Consider the following 18337-nt stretch of genomic DNA (forward strand, 5'->3'; position numbering starts at 1 on the left):
ATGATGTCGGCGACCGTGCCGAGGCCCTCCTCGGAGAGGTTGACCGCACGCAGTGCCACATCACGCACCGCGCTGTTGCGCAACGCACCGAGCAGCTCCAGCCACGACGGGACAGGCGAGCGTGCTCGAGGAGCGCGGCTTCAACGGCATGGCCCTCGAGAACAGCCCCAAGGAGGCCAAGCGCGAGGCGGAGAAGGACGCCCGCCGTCAGGCGCTGATCTCGGGCTTCAGCAACGAGCAGTGCGTGCTGCTGTTCGCCGACTCGTCCCGGCTCGGGCCGGGCTACTACTGGGGCAGTGCCTCCATCCGCTGTACCCGCTGACGCCGGCGGTCGCAGTCGCGCCCGTGCCGCGCCGCTGACCACCGTCAATCACCCGGAGGTGGCGCCCCCGACCCACCTCCGGGCGATTGACGCGGTGTTGATCCCGCCACAGGCGCACCCGGTTCCTGATCGCGACTCGCGATCGCCGATCGAGCCGAGACGGCCACGGCGGCTGAGGCCGGCCGTTGAGGTTGCGCTCTTCGTGCTGGGGACCTTACTGCCGGTGATGGTCACACGGCCCAAAGGAGCGGCATCGCCGCAGATCACCGTCCGCAACGACGACGCCCGCCGAGGGCGAGTTCGCGGATGGGGTCCGGCTTCAGATGCCCATCTCGATCACGTCGCCGTCTGCTCCTGGGCGGTGGGCGCGGGGGGGCGCCGGTTCGGCGTGGCAGGCGCCGGAAGGGCGGAAGGGTTCGGCGAGCTGGGCGAGGTAGGCGATGGGGTAGTCGGGTTTGGCGGCCATGCCGAGCATCTCGGAGGTGAAGCGGCGGGTGGGGTCGTAGGAGAAGGTGCCGAGCAGGTGGTCCCAGGCCAGGGTGAACAGGCCGAAGTTGACGTCGCCGATGCCGGCCCATTTGAGGTGGTGGAAGCGGTGGCCTTCGTTGAGGGCGAGCACGTACTTGAGGGCGCCGACGCGGTAGTCGGCGTTGGAGTGCTGTAGCAGCAGTTGGACGGCGACGGTGAGGGACAGGGCGGAGGCGACGTCGAGCGGTAGGCCGATGAGGATGAGCGGGGCGACGCCGGCGCTCATCTCCAGGGTTTGGTGCAGAGGATGCTTCATCAGGCCGTTGAAGCCGTAGAAGCGCTTGATGGAGTGGTGGACGGCGTGGAAGCGCCACAGCACGCCGATCTTGTGGCTGGCGTAGTGGGTTAGCGTGACGCCGAGGTCGGCGATCAAGATGGCGGCCAGGACCTGCAGCGCGAAGGGCCAGGAGTGCGGCCACAGGTCGGTGACGGTGACGGCGGCGGCCAGCAGCGGGATGATGCCCACGCTGACGAGCAGCAGCAGCTCGTTGACGCCGGCGTGGGCGACGTCGCGGCCGCCGTCCCCGGTCGGGCTGTTCCACTCGGCCTCGTACGGCAGGGCGCGTTCGGCGGCGAACGAGCAGCCGATCGCGGCCAGCAGCAGGCCGACCAGCCAGAGTTTGGAGGTGCCGGAGGCGGCCAGTGCGATGGCGGCGCCGTTGACGCCGAGCAGCATGAACGGCACGTAGCCATAGCGGATCACGGGTCGGATCAGGGTGCGGTGCATGCCGTCCAGCGTCGCGGCGGTCGGACGTCCGGAGCTTGGACGGATCCGCTGACCTGACCTTTCCTCAGGCGTGGCCAGAGGGCTCCCGCACGATGTGGATGAGCTGGGAGGGCGCCAGGCCGAACATCTCGTGGCAGACACGGGTCAGGTGGGAGCTGTCGGCGAAGCCCGCGCCGTGCGCGGCCTCGGTCAGTGTGGCGCTGTCGCGGGCCAGCTCGATGGCGCGGCGCAGGCGGATCCAGCGCACATAGGCCGGGTAGGGCAGGGCCAGCTCGGCGGTGAACAGGTGGCCCAGGCGGCTGGCCGACAGGTGCACGGCGCTGGCCAGGTCGGTGAGCCGGACCGGGCCGGCCAGCAGCTCCGGCAGCAGGTCCAGCGCCTGCCGCAGTGCCGGATGGTACGGGCCTGGGACTGGCGCTGTCCAGCCGCGCACGAGCGCGGCTGGATCCTGGGGCTCACCGGCCGCACCGTCGGCGGCGGCCCTGACCCGCTCTGGCAGCAGGGCGTGGGCGGCGGCCACCCAGCCGGCCACCCGGTCGCGGTGCGGCCCGGTCAGGGCGGTGAGCAGGTGGCGGCCCGCGCCGCTGGCCGGATCGAGATAGAGCATGTCGGCGCGGGCGCCGGGGCCGCCGCACACGGTGTGCCGGGCCCGGGGCGGGATGATCGCCGCCTGCACCCGGCGGCAGGTGTGGTGGGCATCAGCCAATTGCACCGTCCCGGCGGCCACGATGAGGACCTGGAGGGCGGCGTGCGCGTGCGGTTCGGTGGTCCCGACGTCGCCGGTGAAGGCGAGCCAGCCCGGCCGCAGCGTGGTCGTCCCCTGCCACCCGGTCGAGGTCGTGGGTGCGGGCGTCGTGGTGATCGTCATGGGGTGGCGACCGCGGACCTGGAGCTGGGCGCGGTGGCGGGGGTGACAGCGCGGTACTTGCTGCCAGCGCTCTGTTGCGGCGGCTCGCCGGCGCGCTCGACAGTGACAAGGTGGACAGAGGGCGCGAAGAGATCAGTCGGGGTAAGAGTCACGCCGAGACGACCTTCCTACGGCGATCTTTCATCTGGCGGGTTGTGCCTGGGGGCGCCGGCGCGACTGTCCGCAGCAAAGGGTCGAACAACCTGCCGACTCATTCACTCGCTGCCGGTGTCAGGGATGCGTTCCAGAAATCGGCGTAGCGGCCGCCGCGGCGCAGCAGCTCGTCGTGGCTGCCGTCCTCCACGATCCGGCCGCCGTCCAGGAAGACGATGCGGTCGGCGCGTTGGACGGTCCGCAGCCGATGCGCGACCATCACCACCGTCCGGCCCGCCATCAGGCGCTCGATACCCTCGTGGACGGCCGCCTCGTTGACCGGGTCCAGCGCGGAGGTCACCTCGTCCAGCAGCACGATGGGCGCGTCCTTCAGCAGCGCTCGCGCGATCGAGACACGCTGGCGTTCACCACCCGACAGCAGCGCGCCGCCCTCGCCGACATCCGTCGCCCATCCGCCGGGCAGTCGCTCGATCACCTCGTCCAACCGTGCCGCGGTCGCCGCCGCCCGCACCTCGGCAACGCCTGCGTCGGGACGGCCCATGCGCACGTTCTCCTCGATCGTGCCGTCGAAGAGATAGACATCCTGGAAGACGATGGCGAGTTGTGCCATCAACACCTCGGTGGTGATCGCGCGCACGTCCACGCCTCCCACGCGCGCCACGCCCGCGTCCACGTCGTAGAAGCGCGCGAGCAACTGCAGCAGGGTGCTCTTACCCGCACCTGACGGTCCGACGATGGCAAGCCGCTGTCCCTGCGGCACGGACAACGACACGTCGTCGATCACCGTGCGGCCGCCGTGCCGGAAGGTGACGGACTCCAACTGCAGGCCGTGGCCCACCGGCTGGATCGGTTCGCGGGCTTGCGGCAGCGGCTCGGTGCGCAACACCTGGTCGAGTCTGGCCAGCTCGGACTGTGCGCCGCGGAGTTGGCTACCGATATCGGCCAGCGACAGCAGCGGATCGGCGCAGCGGGCGGCCAGCACCAGGATCGCCAGAACCTCCGCCGCGCCGATGTTCCCGCCGAGCGCGAGGTAGGCGCCCAGGACCAGCAGCACGGTGAACATCGCCTGCACCGTGAGCGTCAGGCCCACCGCGCCGGGCAGCACCGACAGCACGGTACGGCGGGACGCGCGCTCGACGTTCCGCAGCGAGTCGTCGAGCAACCGGAAGCGTTCGACGCTCCGGCCGCCGGCCCGCAGCACCGGCTGGGCCTGGAGGTATTCGATGACTCGCCCGGTGGCCTCGTGGTCGCGTCCGGCGCGCTCGGCGTCGGTGGCGGCCGTCGAGCGTCCCGTCCGGATCTGGATCGCCGCCACGACGGGGGCGGCGGCCAGCGCGGCCAGCCCCATCTGCCAGTTGAAGGCGAGCATCACGACAATGATCGTCAGGGGGGTCACGCCGGCGGAGATGGACGGTGCCAGCAGGTGCGCGATCACGCTCATCGCCTGCAGGACGCCGCCGCCGGCCAGGGCAGAGACCTGCCCGATGCGGCCGGCGGTGTACCAGCCGATGGGCAGTCGGGCCAGATGGTCGCCGAGCCGGTGATACATGCCGCGCAACAGCGTGGTCCCGACGCGGAAACCGGACAGATCGCTGGTATAGCGCAGCACGGCGTAGAGGGCGACCGCGGTCCCGAACGCGATCAGCCAGGGCCAGGCGGCTGCGGGATCGCTGCCGAACAGTGCCCGCAGCACCGGGACCAGCAGCGCGTAGGACAGACCCTCGACCACCGCGGTCGTCGTCATCAGGGCCACGGTGCGACGCACCGGCCGGGCGTACTCGTGTCCCAGCACGCGCAGCAGCATTCGAATCATCGGGGCTCGTCTCCTTGCAGGACGCCATCGTGGGTTTCGAGCTCGTCGGCGACCGCCGATCGGTGGGACTGCCAGAACGCGGCGAACTTCCCGCCTCGTGCCAGCAGCTCGGCGGGGCTGCCGCGTTCGACGATCGCCCCGTTGTCCAGCATCACGACGGTGTCGGCGTCGGCGACCGTCTCCAGCCGGTGGGCGATGACCAGGATCGTCCGATCGCCTCCCAGCGTCGCCAGGGCCCGGCGCACCGCCTGTTCGGTCTGCGGGTCGGCGAAGGAGGTCGCCTCGTCCAGCACCAGCACGGGTGCGTCGGCGAGCAGTGCGCGGGCGAGCGAGATCCGCTGCGCCTCGCCACCCGACAGCCCGGCCTCTTCGCCGAGCACCGTGTCGTATCCGTGCGGCAGCGCGAGAATCCGATCGTGGATGTTCGCCTGCCGGGCGGCGCGGACCACGTCGTCGCGGTCGGCGTGCGGTACCGCCAGCGCGATGTTGTCGGCGACCGAGGCGCGCAGCAGGCGAACGTCCTGGAAGACGAAGGAGACCGTCCGGTAGAGCTCCCGGCTGCCGAGCTCGCGCAGATCGACGCCGCCGATGGCGACCGAACCGTGGGTCGGGTCGAAGAAGCGCGGCAACAGCTGGATCAGCGTGGACTTTCCGCTTCCCGACGGTCCGACGATCGCGGTGACCGTCCCGGGTTCGAGTACCAGGTCGATCCCGCGCAGCACCTCGTGACCGGCCTCGTAAGCGAAGCGGACGTCGCGCAGTTCCACCCGGTGCCCCTGTGGTGCGGCCGGGTGCGCAGGCTCCGGCAGCGATCGCACCGCGAGCACGTCCCGGATCCGGCCGACCGCGCGCCGGGCGGCCTGTATGTCGTCGAAGCCGTGGCCGAGGGCCGCCACCGGAGCGGTCAGGCCCAGTCCGAGCAGCAGGAAGGGCAGCAGGTCGGCCGGGGCCATGCCACCGGTCGTGATCAGAGCCGCACCGCCGATCAGCACGGCCAGCAGCACGAACGGTGGTGACAGCGCCAGCTGCATCCCCGCACCGATCACGGACAGGCCGCGCACCATCCGGTAGAAGATGCGGGCGAAATCGTCGGTGGCCGTGCGGAATTTATGGTGGGCGCGTTCGCCCCCGCCGAACGCCTTGACCACCGAGATGCCCTGCACGAACTCGACGACGGAACTGGCGATCCGGCCCATGGCCGCGTCGAACTCCTTCTGCTCGCGCAGCCGGGTCGGGGTCATCATCAGGGGGACCAGTGCCACTGCCAGCACCACCGGGATCAGCGTGATCAGTGTGAGCCGCCAGTCGACGGTGAACAGGTAGATCAGCGACACCAGCGGCACCACGAACGCGGAGATGAGCTCGCCGGGGGCGTGGGCGATGAACGGATGCACGGCACTCACGTCCTCGCCCACCACCTTGGCCAGCTCACCGGTCCGGCGCCGGGAGAACCAGCCGATCGGGACGCGTCCCAGCCGCGCGGCCAACTGCCGGCGCAACGTCAGTTGCACCTGGCCGTCGAGAATGTGCCCGAGTCCGGACGATGCGGCCGTGAACACCAGTCGGACGGACAGGCCGACGGCACCCGCGATGACGACGAACCAGACATGATCGTGATCGATCGGGCCGGGCGACAACAGCGTACGGCCCAGTTCGGCGACCGCCAGCAGCGGCGCCAGACCCGCGACGGCGCCGATCACCTGCAGGATGACAACGGCGGCGAAACTCCGGAGATGCGGGCGCAGCAGCCCCGCCAGGCTCTGTCCCGCCGCGGGATCGGCCTCCGGTGGTGGTGTGGACCGCTCCCTCGCCTGGGCAAGGTCGGTGGTGGTCATCGCTCTCCCGTCTTCGTCGATCTCGTCGCGACCAGGCCCGTGGCCGGGCGGTGGTCGTCTTGCCTGGGGCGGCCCACCGACCGTGCCGGTCGACAGGTGGCCGCTCGTCGCCGCCGGTGCGGGGCCCGCGCACGCGGCCGGGCAGTACGGTGGCGGCCGCATGCCCGGCTCCGCGCCGGGCATGCGGCCTGTTCCGTCCGGTCCCGGCTCAGCCTGGCCCCGGCCCGGTGTGGTGGACGCCGAAAAGCCTCTTGCCGGCGTCCTCAGTCGGCGAGCCTGCGGCACTGTGGCCATGGGACCGAACGCCGGAACCTACGAGACGTTCTCGGCCTGGGCGTCTTCGCCGCCGCACAGCGCTTGCTGCTTGAAGGCCGACAGCGCGTCGTCGATGGGGTGGTGCTGCGGCTTACCCGAAGAATCGATCTTGTTCCACCTCACGAGGTTCACCCCGACGGACAGCTGGCGCTTGCCGTCGGCGCGGATCCACGTCTCCGTTTCGGCCCCCCAGACCGTCCCGTCGTTGCCCCAGAAGGTGCCGCAACCCGGGATCTTGAGCTCGTGCAGGCCGAGACCATAGAAGATCTTCTGCCCGGACTGGCTGATGGCCGGGCCGGTGCGCTGCATCTGGGCCAGCGATGACGGCTTGACGATCGTGCCGTCGAGCAGCCTGCCGTAGAAGCGGTTGAGATCCTCCATGGTCGATATCAGCGAGGCCCCTACCCCTGTCCAGGACATGTCATAGACGCTGTAGTCGCGCGGCGGGTCGATCAAGCCGAAGAACGCCTCGTACATCCGCGGGTGCGGCCCCTTGATGCGCGGCCCGGCCGGAAACATGGTGTTTTTGAGCCCGGCGCGTTTGATGACGTTCTGGGTGATGTACTTCTCCGCGGTGGTACCGGTCACCTTCTCCAGGAGCTCGCCGAGGATCAGGTAATTGGTGTTGGCGTACACCCCCGGCGAGCCTCCGGGCTTGCCGACGGCGGGCGCCTTGAGTCCCATCTCGATCAGCTCAGCCGGGGTAAACCGCCTGAACCGGTTATCGTCCAGGCTCTTGGCTGACATATCCGGCAGAGAAGGAAACTTCTGGAGGGACGGGAACGCATAGCCGAGGTACTCGGAGATGCCGCTGGTGTGGTTGAGCAGCATCCGAACCGTGATCTTCTCGCCGCGTTCGCCCGGCACCAGCCGCGGCAGATAGCGGCCGATCGGCGCGTCGAGCTCGATTCGCCCTTTCTCGACCTGCTGCAGGACTGCGGCGGCGACGAAGGTCTTGACGAGGCTGCCGACGCGATGCAGCATGCCGGGCGTGACGGGACGGCCGGTCTTGACATCGGCCACCCCGGAGGCGCCGCGCCAGACCTGGCCGTCAGAGCGCACCTCGGCGAACACACCCGGCATCCCCGCGCGGTGGACATCGTCCATGGCGGACTTCAGCCCCGCGGGGTCGAAGCCGGTCACCGAGCTTGTGGCGCCGGCCAGCACGACTGCCGTCTCCTGCGGTGCGGGCACCGCCGTCACCATGCCCGCGCTGACACTCAGCACGGCCACGCTTGCACATGTCACCAGTCGAATCTTCAAGACACTTGTCCTTTCATGATCAATGAGTGCGACGGGGACTCTCCCCGTGCTTTCTGACGCCCCCGCCTCACTCGGGCGGCGCCGAGTTCGGGCCGGGGCGGCGTTGGCGAGCCTGAAGAGCCCGAGCCGGAACGGCTGTGGCAGGTACGCGAGCCGTAGTTCGCCGCTGCGGCCGGGGGTGTATCTGCCGGCCGCCTTCCCCGCAGGTCTGGCCGGGTCGAGCCCACCGATGACGATCAGCCCTGAACGCGGCTGCGCCGGCGGTCGGCGGCTGGACGTTCGTGCCCGGCACGCTACGGGGGTTGAGGAACATCCCCCGTGTCCCGGCTGGACCCGATGATGTGGAACAGAAACCGGCAGGCCGGGACCCGTCACCCGGCGAGCGCGCCCCGGAGGAACTCGACGATCTCCGCCCGCGCTGCCTTGGCCTGTGGCACCACGCCCGGCATGCTGAGGAACGCGTGCGTCGCTCCGGGATGTTCGGTGAGCCGCGCGGGCGTCCCGGCCGCGCGCAGTCGTCCGGCGTAACTGCGGCCGTGATCGGCCAGCGGGTCAATGGTCGGCACCACCACGAGCGCCGGGGCCAGCCCGCTCAGATCGTCGGCATACAGCGGCGACACCGCACGAGGATCCGTTCCCGGCGGAACGGCGAAGCGGCGGAGCAGCTGCATCTGCGGCATGGTGAGGGTCGGGCTGTGGGCGTGCTCGGTGATCGAGGCGTGGTCGGACATCGTCGAGGTCAGGTCGACCGCAGGGTTGACCAGCACCTGCGCCCGCAGGGGCAGGCCGGACTCTCTGGCCCGGATCGCGGCCAGGGCGGTGACCATCGAGCCGGTGCTCTCACCGAAGACGGCGGTCCGCGCCGGGTCGATTCCCCACTGCGCGGCGTGCTGCACCACGTGCCGGAGCACGTCCCAGCCGTCGTCGACGGCCGCCGACAGCGGAGTCTGCGGATCGAGGAGGCGGTGCTCGACCGAGACGACGACCGCGGGCAGCCGCACGGCGAGGTGGCTGTTCACCCAGTCGCTCTGCACCGCCGTGCCCACGAACCCGCCTCCGTGCACGTGGAGCACGAGCGGCAGGCCGGCCCGGCCGGCGCCCCCACCGCCATGCCCGGGCGACGGCCGGTACACCCGGACCGGGAGCCCGCGGCCGGGCAGCGCCACCTCCTGCCACTGGATCGCGGCGCCGCGGTCCGGACATCCGGTGACCACCCGCGCCAGACGGGATGCCCGTTTGCGGTTCTCCGCGTCGCGGTAGGCGACCAGCTGCTCGGCCGTCATCGCCGACCAGTCCGGCTCCTTTCCCAGGGCGCGCAGCAACCGGATGCCCAGCGGCGGCCGCTCCGTAACGGTGACCTCACTCATGTCTCCTCCACGGTCAAATAGTTTCGCTACCGCAAGTATCGATACCGATAGTAGCGCAATAAGTTATCGTGTGGCCATGACTCGAGCGACCACATCCGCCAGACCACCCGGTCGCCCGCGCTCCGGCGTCAACGCCGTGGTCTTCGCCGCGACGCTGAGCACGGTCGACGAGCTCGGCTACGCGCGCGCCACCGTCGACCGCATCGCCGCCACCGCCGGCGTCGCGAAGACGACCATCTACCGTCGCTGGCCGTCGAAGGGCGAGCTGATCGTGGACTGCCTCCTTGACGCGTTCGGCCCGGCGCCACTGGAGGGCGCCAGCCGGGCCGAGCTCATGTCCTCGGCCATCCGCTGGATCGCGGCGAAGATCGGCGAGCCCGGGGTGGGCGACGCGTTCGCAGGCGTGTTCAGTGACGCCGTAAGCGATCCGGCCCTGCGCGAGGTCCTGTCCGCGCGGTTGCAGGATCCGTACCGACTCGCGCTCCAGGACGTGCTCGGCGAGCCGGAGAACCGGGTCCTGTTCTTCATCGACGTCGTCGTCGGAACCTTGCTCCACCGGATGGGCATGACCGGCGAGCCGATGGCCGACGCCGACGTCGCCGCACTGGTCGAGATGGTTCTGACGCACTTCGTCGACGGTGCAGGTCCGGCCTAGACCTGCTGTCGAACTGATGATCGGCGCCGGCGGCGACGACGCGGCCGGAGCCCGGGCACCACGGCTCCTGGGATTCACCCCTACCTGCCGATCCGTGTCGTCGCCGTACGGACGCAGCTCCCGCTCGACCAGGTCGGCGGCCTGGTCTGCCCGTCCTGGCGGCAAGCCCGCACCACGCTCCGCTTCACCGGCCCGCGCGAACCTGTCATCCGCTACGACGACCTGGGTGCGCCGACGTGGCCGCGATCGCCCGCATGTCGGGCAAACCGCCTCGGCTGAGCTGCCCGCTCGGGCGAGTCGCCAGGTCACGAGGCGGGGTTAAGCGGCTGGAGACGTCACGTCCAACCAGCCCGTCGCGCTCGGCTGCCTGGCGGCTTGGCCACAGGCGGGAGAACACCGCCCGCGCCGGACCGCTTCGCTCCGTCAGCTCGGTGGTCTGCCATCGTGGGGGGCGTGCCCGACGCGACGGGGGTTGCTGGTGCCGCAGTCCAGGCACACCACCCAGTCCCGCAGCTCGCCGTCTTGTTCCCAGACCTCACTGGCGACATTGGTCTGATCTTCGCCGCAGAAGAAACAGTTCGCCTCGCGGCCCTCCAGGCGCCGCATCGCATGCAACTGCTCGCCCTCATGGTGCTGGTAGCCCAGCCAGCCGCACCCAGAGCACTTCCACCACAGTTCATGCCTGGGCCGTGGTTTCTGACCGCCCCAAAGGTTGCGGCGACGCAGAACCTTCAGAACCGCCAGCTTCCGCTGGCACTGTGGGCATTCCGGGCTCACGGGGTGGAGCTTGCGGGGTTCGTGCAGTGCCATCACCGGGGTCCGGCCAGTGACGGTGAGGGAGTCACGGACTTGGGAGATGAGCAGCGACATGCGGAACTCACCGGTCCTGGCCTCGATGTTGGTCGGCACTCCGGGAGCGTCTCTCAGCACGGTGACATCCCAACCGGCGGACGCGAGCAGAAACCTGGCGCCCTCCACAGGATCGACACCCGGCTCACCACTCATGGCGTGCTGGACATGCACGGAATAGGAAAACCTCAGCGGTTCCTCCCAATAGGTGACAGCCGGCGCCTCCGGTAGCGCCACCTCCAGGTCCTGATCTCCGGTCAGCTCCACGACGACCGACCGGACCTGGCCGTGCAGCCACTGAGCCGCCCGATCCAGCTCCTCGCGCGCACCCGGGATCTTCGTCATCACCACATCCCAACGTCGGAGCGTTCGCCGCGCCTCATCGGTGAACCCGTACACACTCCCAAGCCTGGCACCGAACTCTTCTTCTCGGGCGGCGCCCAAGCATCGGATAGGGGTCCAGCCAAGGCGAGCCCAAAAGCCGCAATGCCGCCGCCTGTCCGGTCGACGAGGTGACCGTGCGCAGGGCGATCTCCAACCTGGTGGACAACGCCATCAGATACGGCTGCGCCGGTGAGAACGGCCATGGCCGGGCTCCGCTGCTCATCGGGATCGGCGATCTCGATGCGGCTCACACGCCGGCGCGTGAGCTCACTGGCGCCACAGTTCGCCCGTCTTGCTGGTCGCCTTGTGCAGGGCGGGCCGATCGCCCGGGGTGGGCCACACCTGGATCAGGTACTCCTCGACCGGATCAGCGTCGGTGCGCGGGTCGCCGTCTCGACCGGATCAGCGTCGGTGCGCGGGTCGCCGTCGTCTCGGTTGCGCCCGTACACCCGCACCCGGTAGTCGCCGTGGCCGGGCAGTTCCGGGGAGTCTTCTCCGTCTGCTGCCGTGGTCCCGAAGTCCATCACGTTCGACGGCCAGCTGACGGACATCTCCGCAGCGTCCTGCCAGTCTTCCGGGTCGGGCGGCGGTGGCCCGTCCCACAGCTCGGCGGTCACGGCAACAGTGCCGATCTCCTACCCGCACAGGATCTTGACGGCGCCGCCTTCAGGAGACGCGTCCAGCAGGCCGTTGACCGTCCAGCCCGGATCGAACTCTGCCACCAGACCCTCGTCCACCAGGTCAATCGTGGACGCGTCGATGAACACCTGTGGGTCGGCGGCGCGCTGTATCAGCTGGGCCATCAGGTGCTTGTCCTTCCTCACGTGAACATGGAGCGGGGGCGGGCCACCAGGATGGGGCTTGCCCCCGCTGTGTGCGACCGGTTCCGACAGGACGGCATCCGGTCCGATCCGCCAACGCTCACCGATCAGGGCGCCGTTGACGTCCAGTCCCAGGGTCGTGAGGTTCTCCCCGAAGACCCCGTTCGCGAGCGACCTGCCCAACTCGGTCTCCCACCCGTCGAGATCCTCGCGGGCATAAGCGTAGACGGCCTGGTCGAAGCCACCGTGGTGCTTCACGTCATAGGCCCGGTCGCCGACGAGGCCGACCGCGCCGGTGCCTTTGGGGCCGGGGGCGGTGACGGCGACCAGGTCGTCAACGGGCCGCTTGTCGATGCCCGTTAAGCTCAACCCCTTCCACGGGTTGGGGCGGGGCCGGCCGATATTGACGGAGAGCAGCTTCATAATGGCGACCGTACGGTCCGTCGCTCACTCGGGCGACACGTTTCCCCCACCATTGCCGCGTCTGCGGCGTGGCCGTCCGCATCCTGCAGCGCATCCTCGCGTTCACCGCCGCCCTCTGGCACAACCACCACACCGGCCGGCCAGTCATGTGCGTACCAACCGCCTACGACCCATGAACCCCTTGGAATCGATCATCCAGGGATTTCCTGGGGGGACGCCTGGGTTCCCGGCGAGGAGAAGGCCTGAACACGCGGACAGCGTCCGGGCTTGAGCAACAACGGAACGGCCAGTGGCGATAGCGGACTGAAAACCGCTGGGTTACCGCCATTGGCCGTTCGGATGTGGCCGGGCGGTGGTCAGGGCGGGGTCAGGGAGCCGGGGGCGGGGACCGGGAGGGGACGAGCGGCCCGCGGATGCAGGCCGTCGAAGTTCAGACCGAGATAGCGCCGCCACAGACCCGGGACCGCGTCGCCGAACGGCGCCGTCGCCTGCGCCACAGCGTTGATCAGCAGCACGATGTCGTGCCCGGTGATGTCGTCGCGCACGGCGCCGTCCGCCCGCGCGCGGGCTGCGAGCGACCCCGCCGCCGCCACCAGCCGGTCGCTGGCGGCCCTGAGCTGCGGATCCCTTCGCAGGTCCACGGTGACCGCCTGGCAGAAGGATCGGTCGGCGACCTGCATCTCGACCGCGCCTGCCATGAACTCCAGTAGCGCCTGCCCGGAGTCGGCCTGACGTAGCAGTTTTTCGCCCCTGGCCGCCAGCCGGTCGAGCTGGTCGCCGAAGACCGCGGTGACCAGCTGCTCCTTGGTGGCGAATGGAGGTAGCTCGATAAGGACGATGAAGGCGCTGGCGGCTAGGGGCTACGGCGGCGTGGAAGTCCTGGAACTGCTGGATGCGCCGATCCCGCCGCCCGGCCCCGGCCAGATCCAGGTGCGGATCGCGGCGGCGGCGCTCAACCCGGCCGACCTCAGGCTTGTCGACGGGACGTTCAAGGAGCTGGCCCCGCTGACGTTCCCGCACGTCCTCGGCGGCGACTTCGCCGGCACCGTCACGGCTTCAGGTGAGGACGCCGGCCGGTTCGCCCCGGGGACGAGGTCTTCGGTCTCGGCCTGCCGAGACGGCCAGGGGCATGGCGGAGCTGCTCTCCTCGCCGCCCTCGCTCACCACGGGAACGATGGCCGAGTACGCGGTCTTCGACGCCGACACGCCCGCCCTCGCCCTTCGGCCCGCCGGGCTGCCCGCCGAGCGCACGGCGAGCCCGCCCACCGCCACCCTGACCGCCCTTCCCCTGCTACGCGCCGGGGACTTCGCAGCGGACATGAAGGCGCTGGTCATCGGGGCGGCCGGCGGCGTCGGGGGCGCGGTGGTGCCGCTGCTGGCGGCGCGCGGCGTCCACGTGATCGCCACCGCCCTGCCTGAGGACGAGGAGTACGTGCGCGGGCTGGGCGCCGCCGAGGTGATCGACCACCGATCGGCCGACACGGCCGCGGAAACCCGCCACCGCCATCCGGAGGACGTGGACGCCCTGGTCAACCTGGCCCTGGCCGGGACGTCCCTGCCCGCCATGGCCTCGCTTGTCCGCCCCGGGGGACGCCTGCTGAACGTCGCCTTCCCCAGCCCCGGCTCCGGCACCGGCATCGCGACCGTCTATACCGCGGCGCGCCCTGGCGACTTGGAGGAGGTGGCGGCGCTGGCCGTGAAGAGCGTCCTGCCGTCCATCGTGACCCACCGCTATCCGCTTGAGCAGGCCGCGCAGGCTTACGCGGACCTGGTGAACGAGCACGTCACCGGCAAACTGATCGTGACGATCGGCTCGCCTGGGTATAGGTAGGCGCGTTCGGAGGGGACGACCGCCTCGACCGCCAGGGCGATCCGGCGGGCCCTCCGCATCAGCCGCGTAGGCGACCTCGTCGAGGTCCCGGAGGACGTGCTCGACGCGGGCTTTGGGCGCCACCGGGACCTTGCCGGGCATCGTGGGGCGGCGGTCGAGAAAGGTGATGTGGTGCTCGTCTTCGAAGAGGATCTGTTCGAAGTCGTAGCCGGGGGCGCCCGGCAGGATGGCGAGGAAGTGCTGGACGGTTTCCAGCACGTGCTCGCGGTGTTCTGTTGCTCAGCCCGCGATGCCTCGAACGCCGGACATGCCCGAAGCGGCTGCTGAACTCACCTCACTGACCCGGCCGACGTCGAACATCGCCGTCGGGTCGCTCCGCAGGCTCCGCTCAAAACCGTCTTCCCGCCGTTCGATTCCGGCCAGTACAGTACCTGGATGGCGAACCTACGGGAGCAGATTCTCGCCGAACTTGGCGTCAAGGCGACCATTGTCCCCAAAGTTGAAATCCGGCAACGGATCGACTTCCTCAAGGACTACCTGCGGTCGACCCCGGCCAAGGGCTACGTGCTCGGGATCAGTGGCGGCCAGGACAGCACCCTGACCGGCAGGTTGTGCCAGCTCGCCAGCGAGGAGCTGCGTGCCGAGGGGCATGAGGCCACCTTCGTCGCGGTGCGGCTGCCCTACGGCGTGCAGGCTGACGAGCACGACGCGCAGATCGCGCTGGGGTTCATCCAGCCCGACCGATCGATCGCGGTGAACGTCAAGCCGAGCGCGGACGCCGTCGCCGCCGAGGCGGCGCTCGGCTTGCGGGAGCTGCTGGGCGATGATCCCAAGCTGCGGGACTTCGTGCGCGGCAACATCAAGGCCCGCGAACGCATGGTGATCCAGTTCTCGATCGCCGGGCAGCTGAGTCTGCTCGTCGTGGGCACCGACCACGCGGCCGAGGCGGTGACCGGCTTCTTCACCAAGTACGGCGACGGCGGTGTCGACATCACCCCGCTGACCGGACTGACCAAGCGCCAAGGCGCCGCCCTGCTGCAGGAGTTGGGCGCGCCACCGAGTGTCTGGGAGAAGGTGCCGACCGCCGACCTTGAGGACGACCGGCCCGCACTGCCCGACGAGGTGGCACTCGGCCTGAAGTACGCCCAGATCGACGACTATCTGGAAGGTCTCGACGTCACGCCGGACCTGGCGGCAAAGGTGGAGTCGCTCTACCTCGCGACCCGGCACAAGCGGGCCGTTCCGGTCACCCCGCTCGACGACTGGTGGCGGCCTTGATCCCGCGGTAGTCGCCGGAATCCATCCGGCCACTATCGATTCTTCAGCGCGGAAGAACGTTGGGGCTCAGAATTCCGGCCGGCCATCGCTACCCACGCGGTGGGCGCGACACCTAGCTTGATCTTTAACCTGTGCGTCGTGGTCGCGGATTAGTGGATTTCTTGGGCTTGGGTTTCGTCGTTGTGGCCTTCGCGCTGGTCAGGCCGGCGGTGGTGTAGACGTCGTGGCGTGGGGCGGGCTGGTTGTTGCGGCGGCGCGGTTGCGGTTCCAGGTCGCCGGCGCGCTCGACCCCCACAGCTCGGCGAGCGCGGCGCCGATCTCGGCCAGCGGCCGGTCGTGGCCGAGAAGGGCGATGACGCGGTCGATGGCCGAGGCGTAGGCGCGGTGGGTGTTGGGGTTGGCCGTGCGCGGGGTGGCAAGGAAGACGTCGGCGGCCGCGGCCAGCGTGACGTGCCCGCCGCGCAACGCGGCGACCTTCGGAGCGGCGCTCATGCCGCCCGTCGGGCGACGCCTGTGGCGATGTACCGGATAACGTGCCAGCGTCGCGCACCGTCCCGGCGGGGAGTTCTCCTGGTCGCCGTACCGCCGTGATCGCTCATGTACGTGATAACAGTCAATTATCACGTACATGGCCGACCTGGACTGGATACCGGCGGTCGGTGGACCCGTGGCGCTGGCTATGTTCCTGCTCTGGCTGTGCCGGCTCGTTTGCTGTCTCGGATGACCGGGGCGCTTTCGATGTGCCGCACTCCCGGCAGGCTGCCGATGCCGCCCTCGAGGTAGCCGTAGAGCGCGCCGGCGTCGCGGCAGGCGACGAACATCAGCAGGTTGGTCGGGCCGGTGGTGGCGGCGGCGAAGGCGACCTCAGGATGCGCGGCGACCGCCTGGGTCGTGTGGTGCAGGGCGGAGGGCTCGACGGTCAGCCAGAGGATCGCGACCATCTCGAAGCCCAGCAGTTGCGGGTCGATGTCCACGTCGAAGAACAGCACGCCGCGCTCGCGCAGGTGCTCCAGCCTGCGCTTGGCCGTTGCCGGAGACCAGCCGGTGGCACGGGCCAGCTGCGGGTATCCGGCGCGGCCGTCCCGGGCCAGGACGCCCAGGAGATGTTCGTCGCCTTCGTCCAGGACGGCCCGCTCCCGCTGAGGCTCTGGTGCGTGCCGTGGGGTGAGCGCGGCGATCTGCTCGCGGGTGAGCGAGTCGGCTCTGCCGTGCCAGCCGGTGGGGCCGCCGGCGAAGACCCGCAGCAGGCAGTGTGCCGTCACCCCGACCACCTGCGGGGTGCGGGGCAGTTGGCCCAGCAGCAGCGCGTCGCGCTCGCGGGAACTGCGTGCCCGTACCACGCAGACGATCTGGGTGCCGCCGGAGGTGAGGCTGACCCAGGAGGTGTCCGCTCGGCGGGCCAGCGCTTCGGCGATGGGTACGGCCGCGTCGGGTACGACCTGGATCCGGACGAACCACTCCGCCCAGCCCAGCCGTCGTGCCTGGACCTGGCCGATCACCGTCAGCAGTCCTGCGGAGCGGAGCCTGTGGTAGCGGCGTGCCACTGTCTGGTCGGATACCTCCAGCACCGACGCGATACGGCTGAAGGGCGCGCGGCCATCCACGTGCAGGGCGTGGACGATGGCGCGATCGAGCTCGTCCAGGACCGGGGCAGTCACCGTGGTCAGGTTAGCGTGATGTGCTCGACGTGAGGGAAGGCGGGCCAGCCGGGCGAGCCGTCGTGGACGAAGGCCGTCCAGGCGCCCTGCACGTGCGCCACGAGCTGCTCAAGCTGCGCAGGTTCGGCACCGGCCAGCATCGGGGAGGCATACCAGGCGGGCAGATTGCCGAAGACGAACGGCAGTTCGATGCAGTGGCAGGCGCCGAACGGGCCGCCCGGCGGTGACCAGTCGAACTGGTAGAGGTGGGCCGAGCGGGCTCGCCCGGCCAGGCGCAGGCTGCCGTCGCGGAACAGCCGCGCGGTGAGCTCGGCCTCAACTTGGGGGAAGAAGGCCCGGGCCTCGTCCCGGGTGGTGCCGATCAGCATGGGCACCTCCTCCCGGGTGCCGGTGATCAGGTCGGCCGGCACGCCGTCGGCGGCGACCAGTTGGAAGGGCGGCGTCACCCCCGTGGGCTGCGCCGTGCGGCGGGCGACCTGCTCCTGGCTGGCGAGCAGGTCTGCGAGTGGTACGGTGCGCAGCCGTTCGGCGTCGCTCGGGCGCAGATTGAGGACGTCCAGGAAGATCTGGCCGATCTCGGCGGCCTCGCCAATGCTGTACGGCTGTACGCCAGCCGGTGTGCTCTGCAGGATGACTTGCCGGAACAGGTCACGGCCCGCGGAATGGCCGGGCAGGGCCAGTGCGGACAGCGCTCCGGCGGACTGGCCGGCCAGCGTGATGCGAGCCGGGTCACCACCGAACGCCGAAATGTTCTCCCTCACCCAGCGCAGGGCGGCGATCTGATCGAGCAGCCCGAGGTTGGCCGGGGCGAACTGCGGCGTCAGGTACAGGTAGCCCAGGGCTCCCAGCCGGTAGTTGACGGTGACGACCACCATCCGGCCGCGTTCGGCCAGAAGCGCGCCGTCGTACCAGGCTTGGGCGCCGGAACCGGTCAGGAAGCCGCCACCATGCAGCCACACCAGGACCGGCAACCCGCTGCCGCCCGGTGTCCACGCATTGAGCGACAGGCAGTCCTCACCCTGGCGAAGATCGCTGCCGGGGCCGAGGGCGCGTTCGAGCCGGGACGTGCGCGGCTGCGGGGCTGCCAGGCCCGGTTGGACGGCATCCAGCACGCCGTTCCACCGCGTCGGCTGCGGCGCGGCGAACCGCTCGGCGCGAGCATAGGGGATGCCGAGGAAGGCGGTGACCGCGCCACCCGCGGGGACGCCGCGCAGCGTCCCGGCGGGTGCGTGGATCAGGTCGGTCAC

At 70.2% G+C, this 18337-nt stretch carries 18 protein-coding genes and 2 pseudogenes; 7 read left to right on the forward strand and 13 right to left on the reverse strand.

Annotation, left to right across the window (positions count from 1 at the left end; genetic code table 11):
• Positions 1-148: 148 nt before the first annotated feature.
• Positions 149-322, forward strand: a complete 174-nt coding sequence (locus ACZ6R6_RS45510; RefSeq protein ID WP_470103367.1) for a hypothetical protein — start codon at positions 149-151, stop codon at positions 320-322.
• A gap of 319 nt (positions 323-641) precedes the next feature.
• Here ACZ6R6_RS45510 and ACZ6R6_RS45515 read toward each other — a convergent pair whose 3' ends face one another.
• The 6 genes from ACZ6R6_RS45515 to ACZ6R6_RS45540 form a co-directional block, all read right to left on the reverse strand.
• On the reverse strand, positions 642-1577 hold the full coding sequence (locus ACZ6R6_RS45515; RefSeq protein WP_470103369.1) for a sterol desaturase family protein: 936 nt from the start codon (positions 1575-1577) through the stop codon (positions 642-644).
• A 64-nt stretch (positions 1578-1641) separates the two neighbouring features.
• The gene (locus ACZ6R6_RS45520) at positions 1642-2445 is read right to left on the reverse strand and encodes a helix-turn-helix transcriptional regulator (protein WP_470103371.1); all 804 of its coding nucleotides are present in this window, start codon (positions 2443-2445) and stop codon (positions 1642-1644) included.
• Between the two features lie 250 nt (positions 2446-2695).
• On the reverse strand, positions 2696-4411 hold the full coding sequence (locus ACZ6R6_RS45525) for an ABC transporter ATP-binding protein (protein ID WP_470103372.1): 1716 nt from the start codon (positions 4409-4411) through the stop codon (positions 2696-2698).
• Complete coding sequence (locus ACZ6R6_RS45530) at positions 4408-6246, reverse strand: ABC transporter ATP-binding protein (protein WP_470103373.1); 1839 nt, start codon at positions 6244-6246, stop codon at positions 4408-4410. The genes ACZ6R6_RS45525 and ACZ6R6_RS45530 overlap by 4 nt, the downstream gene beginning before the upstream one ends.
• A 312-nt stretch (positions 6247-6558) precedes the next feature.
• Complete coding sequence (locus ACZ6R6_RS45535) at positions 6559-7824, reverse strand: serine hydrolase domain-containing protein (protein WP_470103375.1); 1266 nt, start codon at positions 7822-7824, stop codon at positions 6559-6561.
• A 371-nt stretch (positions 7825-8195) separates the two neighbouring features.
• Positions 8196-9191 (reverse strand): alpha/beta hydrolase, encoded by a 996-nt coding sequence (locus ACZ6R6_RS45540; RefSeq protein ID WP_470103377.1) that lies wholly within the window; start codon positions 9189-9191, stop codon positions 8196-8198.
• A gap of 76 nt (positions 9192-9267) precedes the next feature.
• Here ACZ6R6_RS45540 and ACZ6R6_RS45545 point away from each other — a divergent pair, with 76 nt between their 5' ends.
• Entirely contained in the window at positions 9268-9846 is a 579-nt protein-coding gene (locus tag ACZ6R6_RS45545; protein ID WP_470103379.1) for a TetR/AcrR family transcriptional regulator, read from the forward strand.
• Positions 9847-10269: 423 nt separating this feature from the next.
• Here the strand turns inward: ACZ6R6_RS45545 and ACZ6R6_RS45550 are convergent, their stop codons facing one another.
• From ACZ6R6_RS45550 to ACZ6R6_RS45560, 3 genes are all read right to left on the reverse strand, one after another.
• Positions 10270-11040, reverse strand: a complete 771-nt coding sequence (locus ACZ6R6_RS45550; RefSeq protein ID WP_470103381.1) for a hypothetical protein — start codon at positions 11038-11040, stop codon at positions 10270-10272.
• A 386-nt stretch (positions 11041-11426) separates the two neighbouring features.
• Positions 11427-11696, reverse strand: coding sequence for a hypothetical protein (locus tag ACZ6R6_RS45555; RefSeq protein WP_470103383.1), 270 nt, complete (start codon positions 11694-11696; stop codon positions 11427-11429).
• A gap of 18 nt (positions 11697-11714) precedes the next feature.
• Complete coding sequence (locus ACZ6R6_RS45560) at positions 11715-12323, reverse strand: MOSC domain-containing protein (RefSeq protein WP_470103385.1); 609 nt, start codon at positions 12321-12323, stop codon at positions 11715-11717.
• A gap of 65 nt (positions 12324-12388) precedes the next feature.
• Between ACZ6R6_RS45560 and ACZ6R6_RS45565 the strand changes: the two are divergent.
• Positions 12389-12499, forward strand: a pseudogene (locus tag ACZ6R6_RS45565) (IS982 family transposase); the annotation flags it as partial.
• 180 nt (positions 12500-12679) lie between these two features.
• On the opposite strand, the gene ACZ6R6_RS45570 reads toward ACZ6R6_RS45565, so the two are convergent.
• Positions 12680-13162: a TetR/AcrR family transcriptional regulator gene (locus tag ACZ6R6_RS45570; RefSeq protein WP_470103427.1), complete on the reverse strand. Its 483-nt coding sequence runs from the start codon at positions 13160-13162 to the stop codon at positions 12680-12682.
• Here ACZ6R6_RS45570 and ACZ6R6_RS45575 point away from each other — a divergent pair.
• The 4 genes and pseudogenes from ACZ6R6_RS45575 to nadE form a co-directional block, all read left to right on the forward strand.
• A pseudogene (locus ACZ6R6_RS45575) lies at positions 13161-13433 on the forward strand (alcohol dehydrogenase catalytic domain-containing protein); the annotation flags it as partial. The gene ACZ6R6_RS45570 and the pseudogene ACZ6R6_RS45575 sit on opposite strands and share 2 nt — an antisense overlap.
• Positions 13434-13452: 19 nt before the next feature.
• The gene (locus ACZ6R6_RS45580) at positions 13453-14154 is read left to right on the forward strand and encodes a zinc-binding dehydrogenase (RefSeq protein ID WP_470103386.1); all 702 of its coding nucleotides are present in this window, start codon (positions 13453-13455) and stop codon (positions 14152-14154) included.
• 96 nt (positions 14155-14250) lie between these two features.
• A complete protein-coding gene (locus ACZ6R6_RS45585; RefSeq protein WP_470103388.1) occupies positions 14251-14481 on the forward strand; it encodes a hypothetical protein in 231 nt (76 codons plus the stop codon).
• 108 nt (positions 14482-14589) lie between these two features.
• Positions 14590-15432 (forward strand): ammonia-dependent NAD(+) synthetase, encoded by an 843-nt coding sequence (gene nadE, locus ACZ6R6_RS45590; RefSeq protein WP_470103390.1) that lies wholly within the window; start codon positions 14590-14592, stop codon positions 15430-15432.
• A gap of 198 nt (positions 15433-15630) precedes the next feature.
• On the opposite strand, the gene ACZ6R6_RS45595 is transcribed toward nadE, so the two are convergent.
• The 3 genes from ACZ6R6_RS45595 to ACZ6R6_RS45605 all read right to left on the reverse strand — a co-directional run bounded on the left by ACZ6R6_RS45595 (position 15631) and on the right by ACZ6R6_RS45605 (position 18337).
• On the reverse strand, positions 15631-15924 hold the full coding sequence (locus ACZ6R6_RS45595) for a hypothetical protein (RefSeq protein ID WP_470103391.1): 294 nt from the start codon (positions 15922-15924) through the stop codon (positions 15631-15633).
• A gap of 185 nt (positions 15925-16109) precedes the next feature.
• Positions 16110-17090, reverse strand: coding sequence for an Lrp/AsnC family transcriptional regulator (locus ACZ6R6_RS45600; RefSeq protein WP_470103392.1), 981 nt, complete (start codon positions 17088-17090; stop codon positions 16110-16112).
• 5 nt (positions 17091-17095) lie between these two features.
• Complete coding sequence (locus tag ACZ6R6_RS45605) at positions 17096-18337, reverse strand: carboxylesterase/lipase family protein (protein ID WP_470103394.1); 1242 nt, start codon at positions 18335-18337, stop codon at positions 17096-17098.

It is taken from the genome of Streptosporangium sp. NPDC048886, assembly GCF_055586905.1.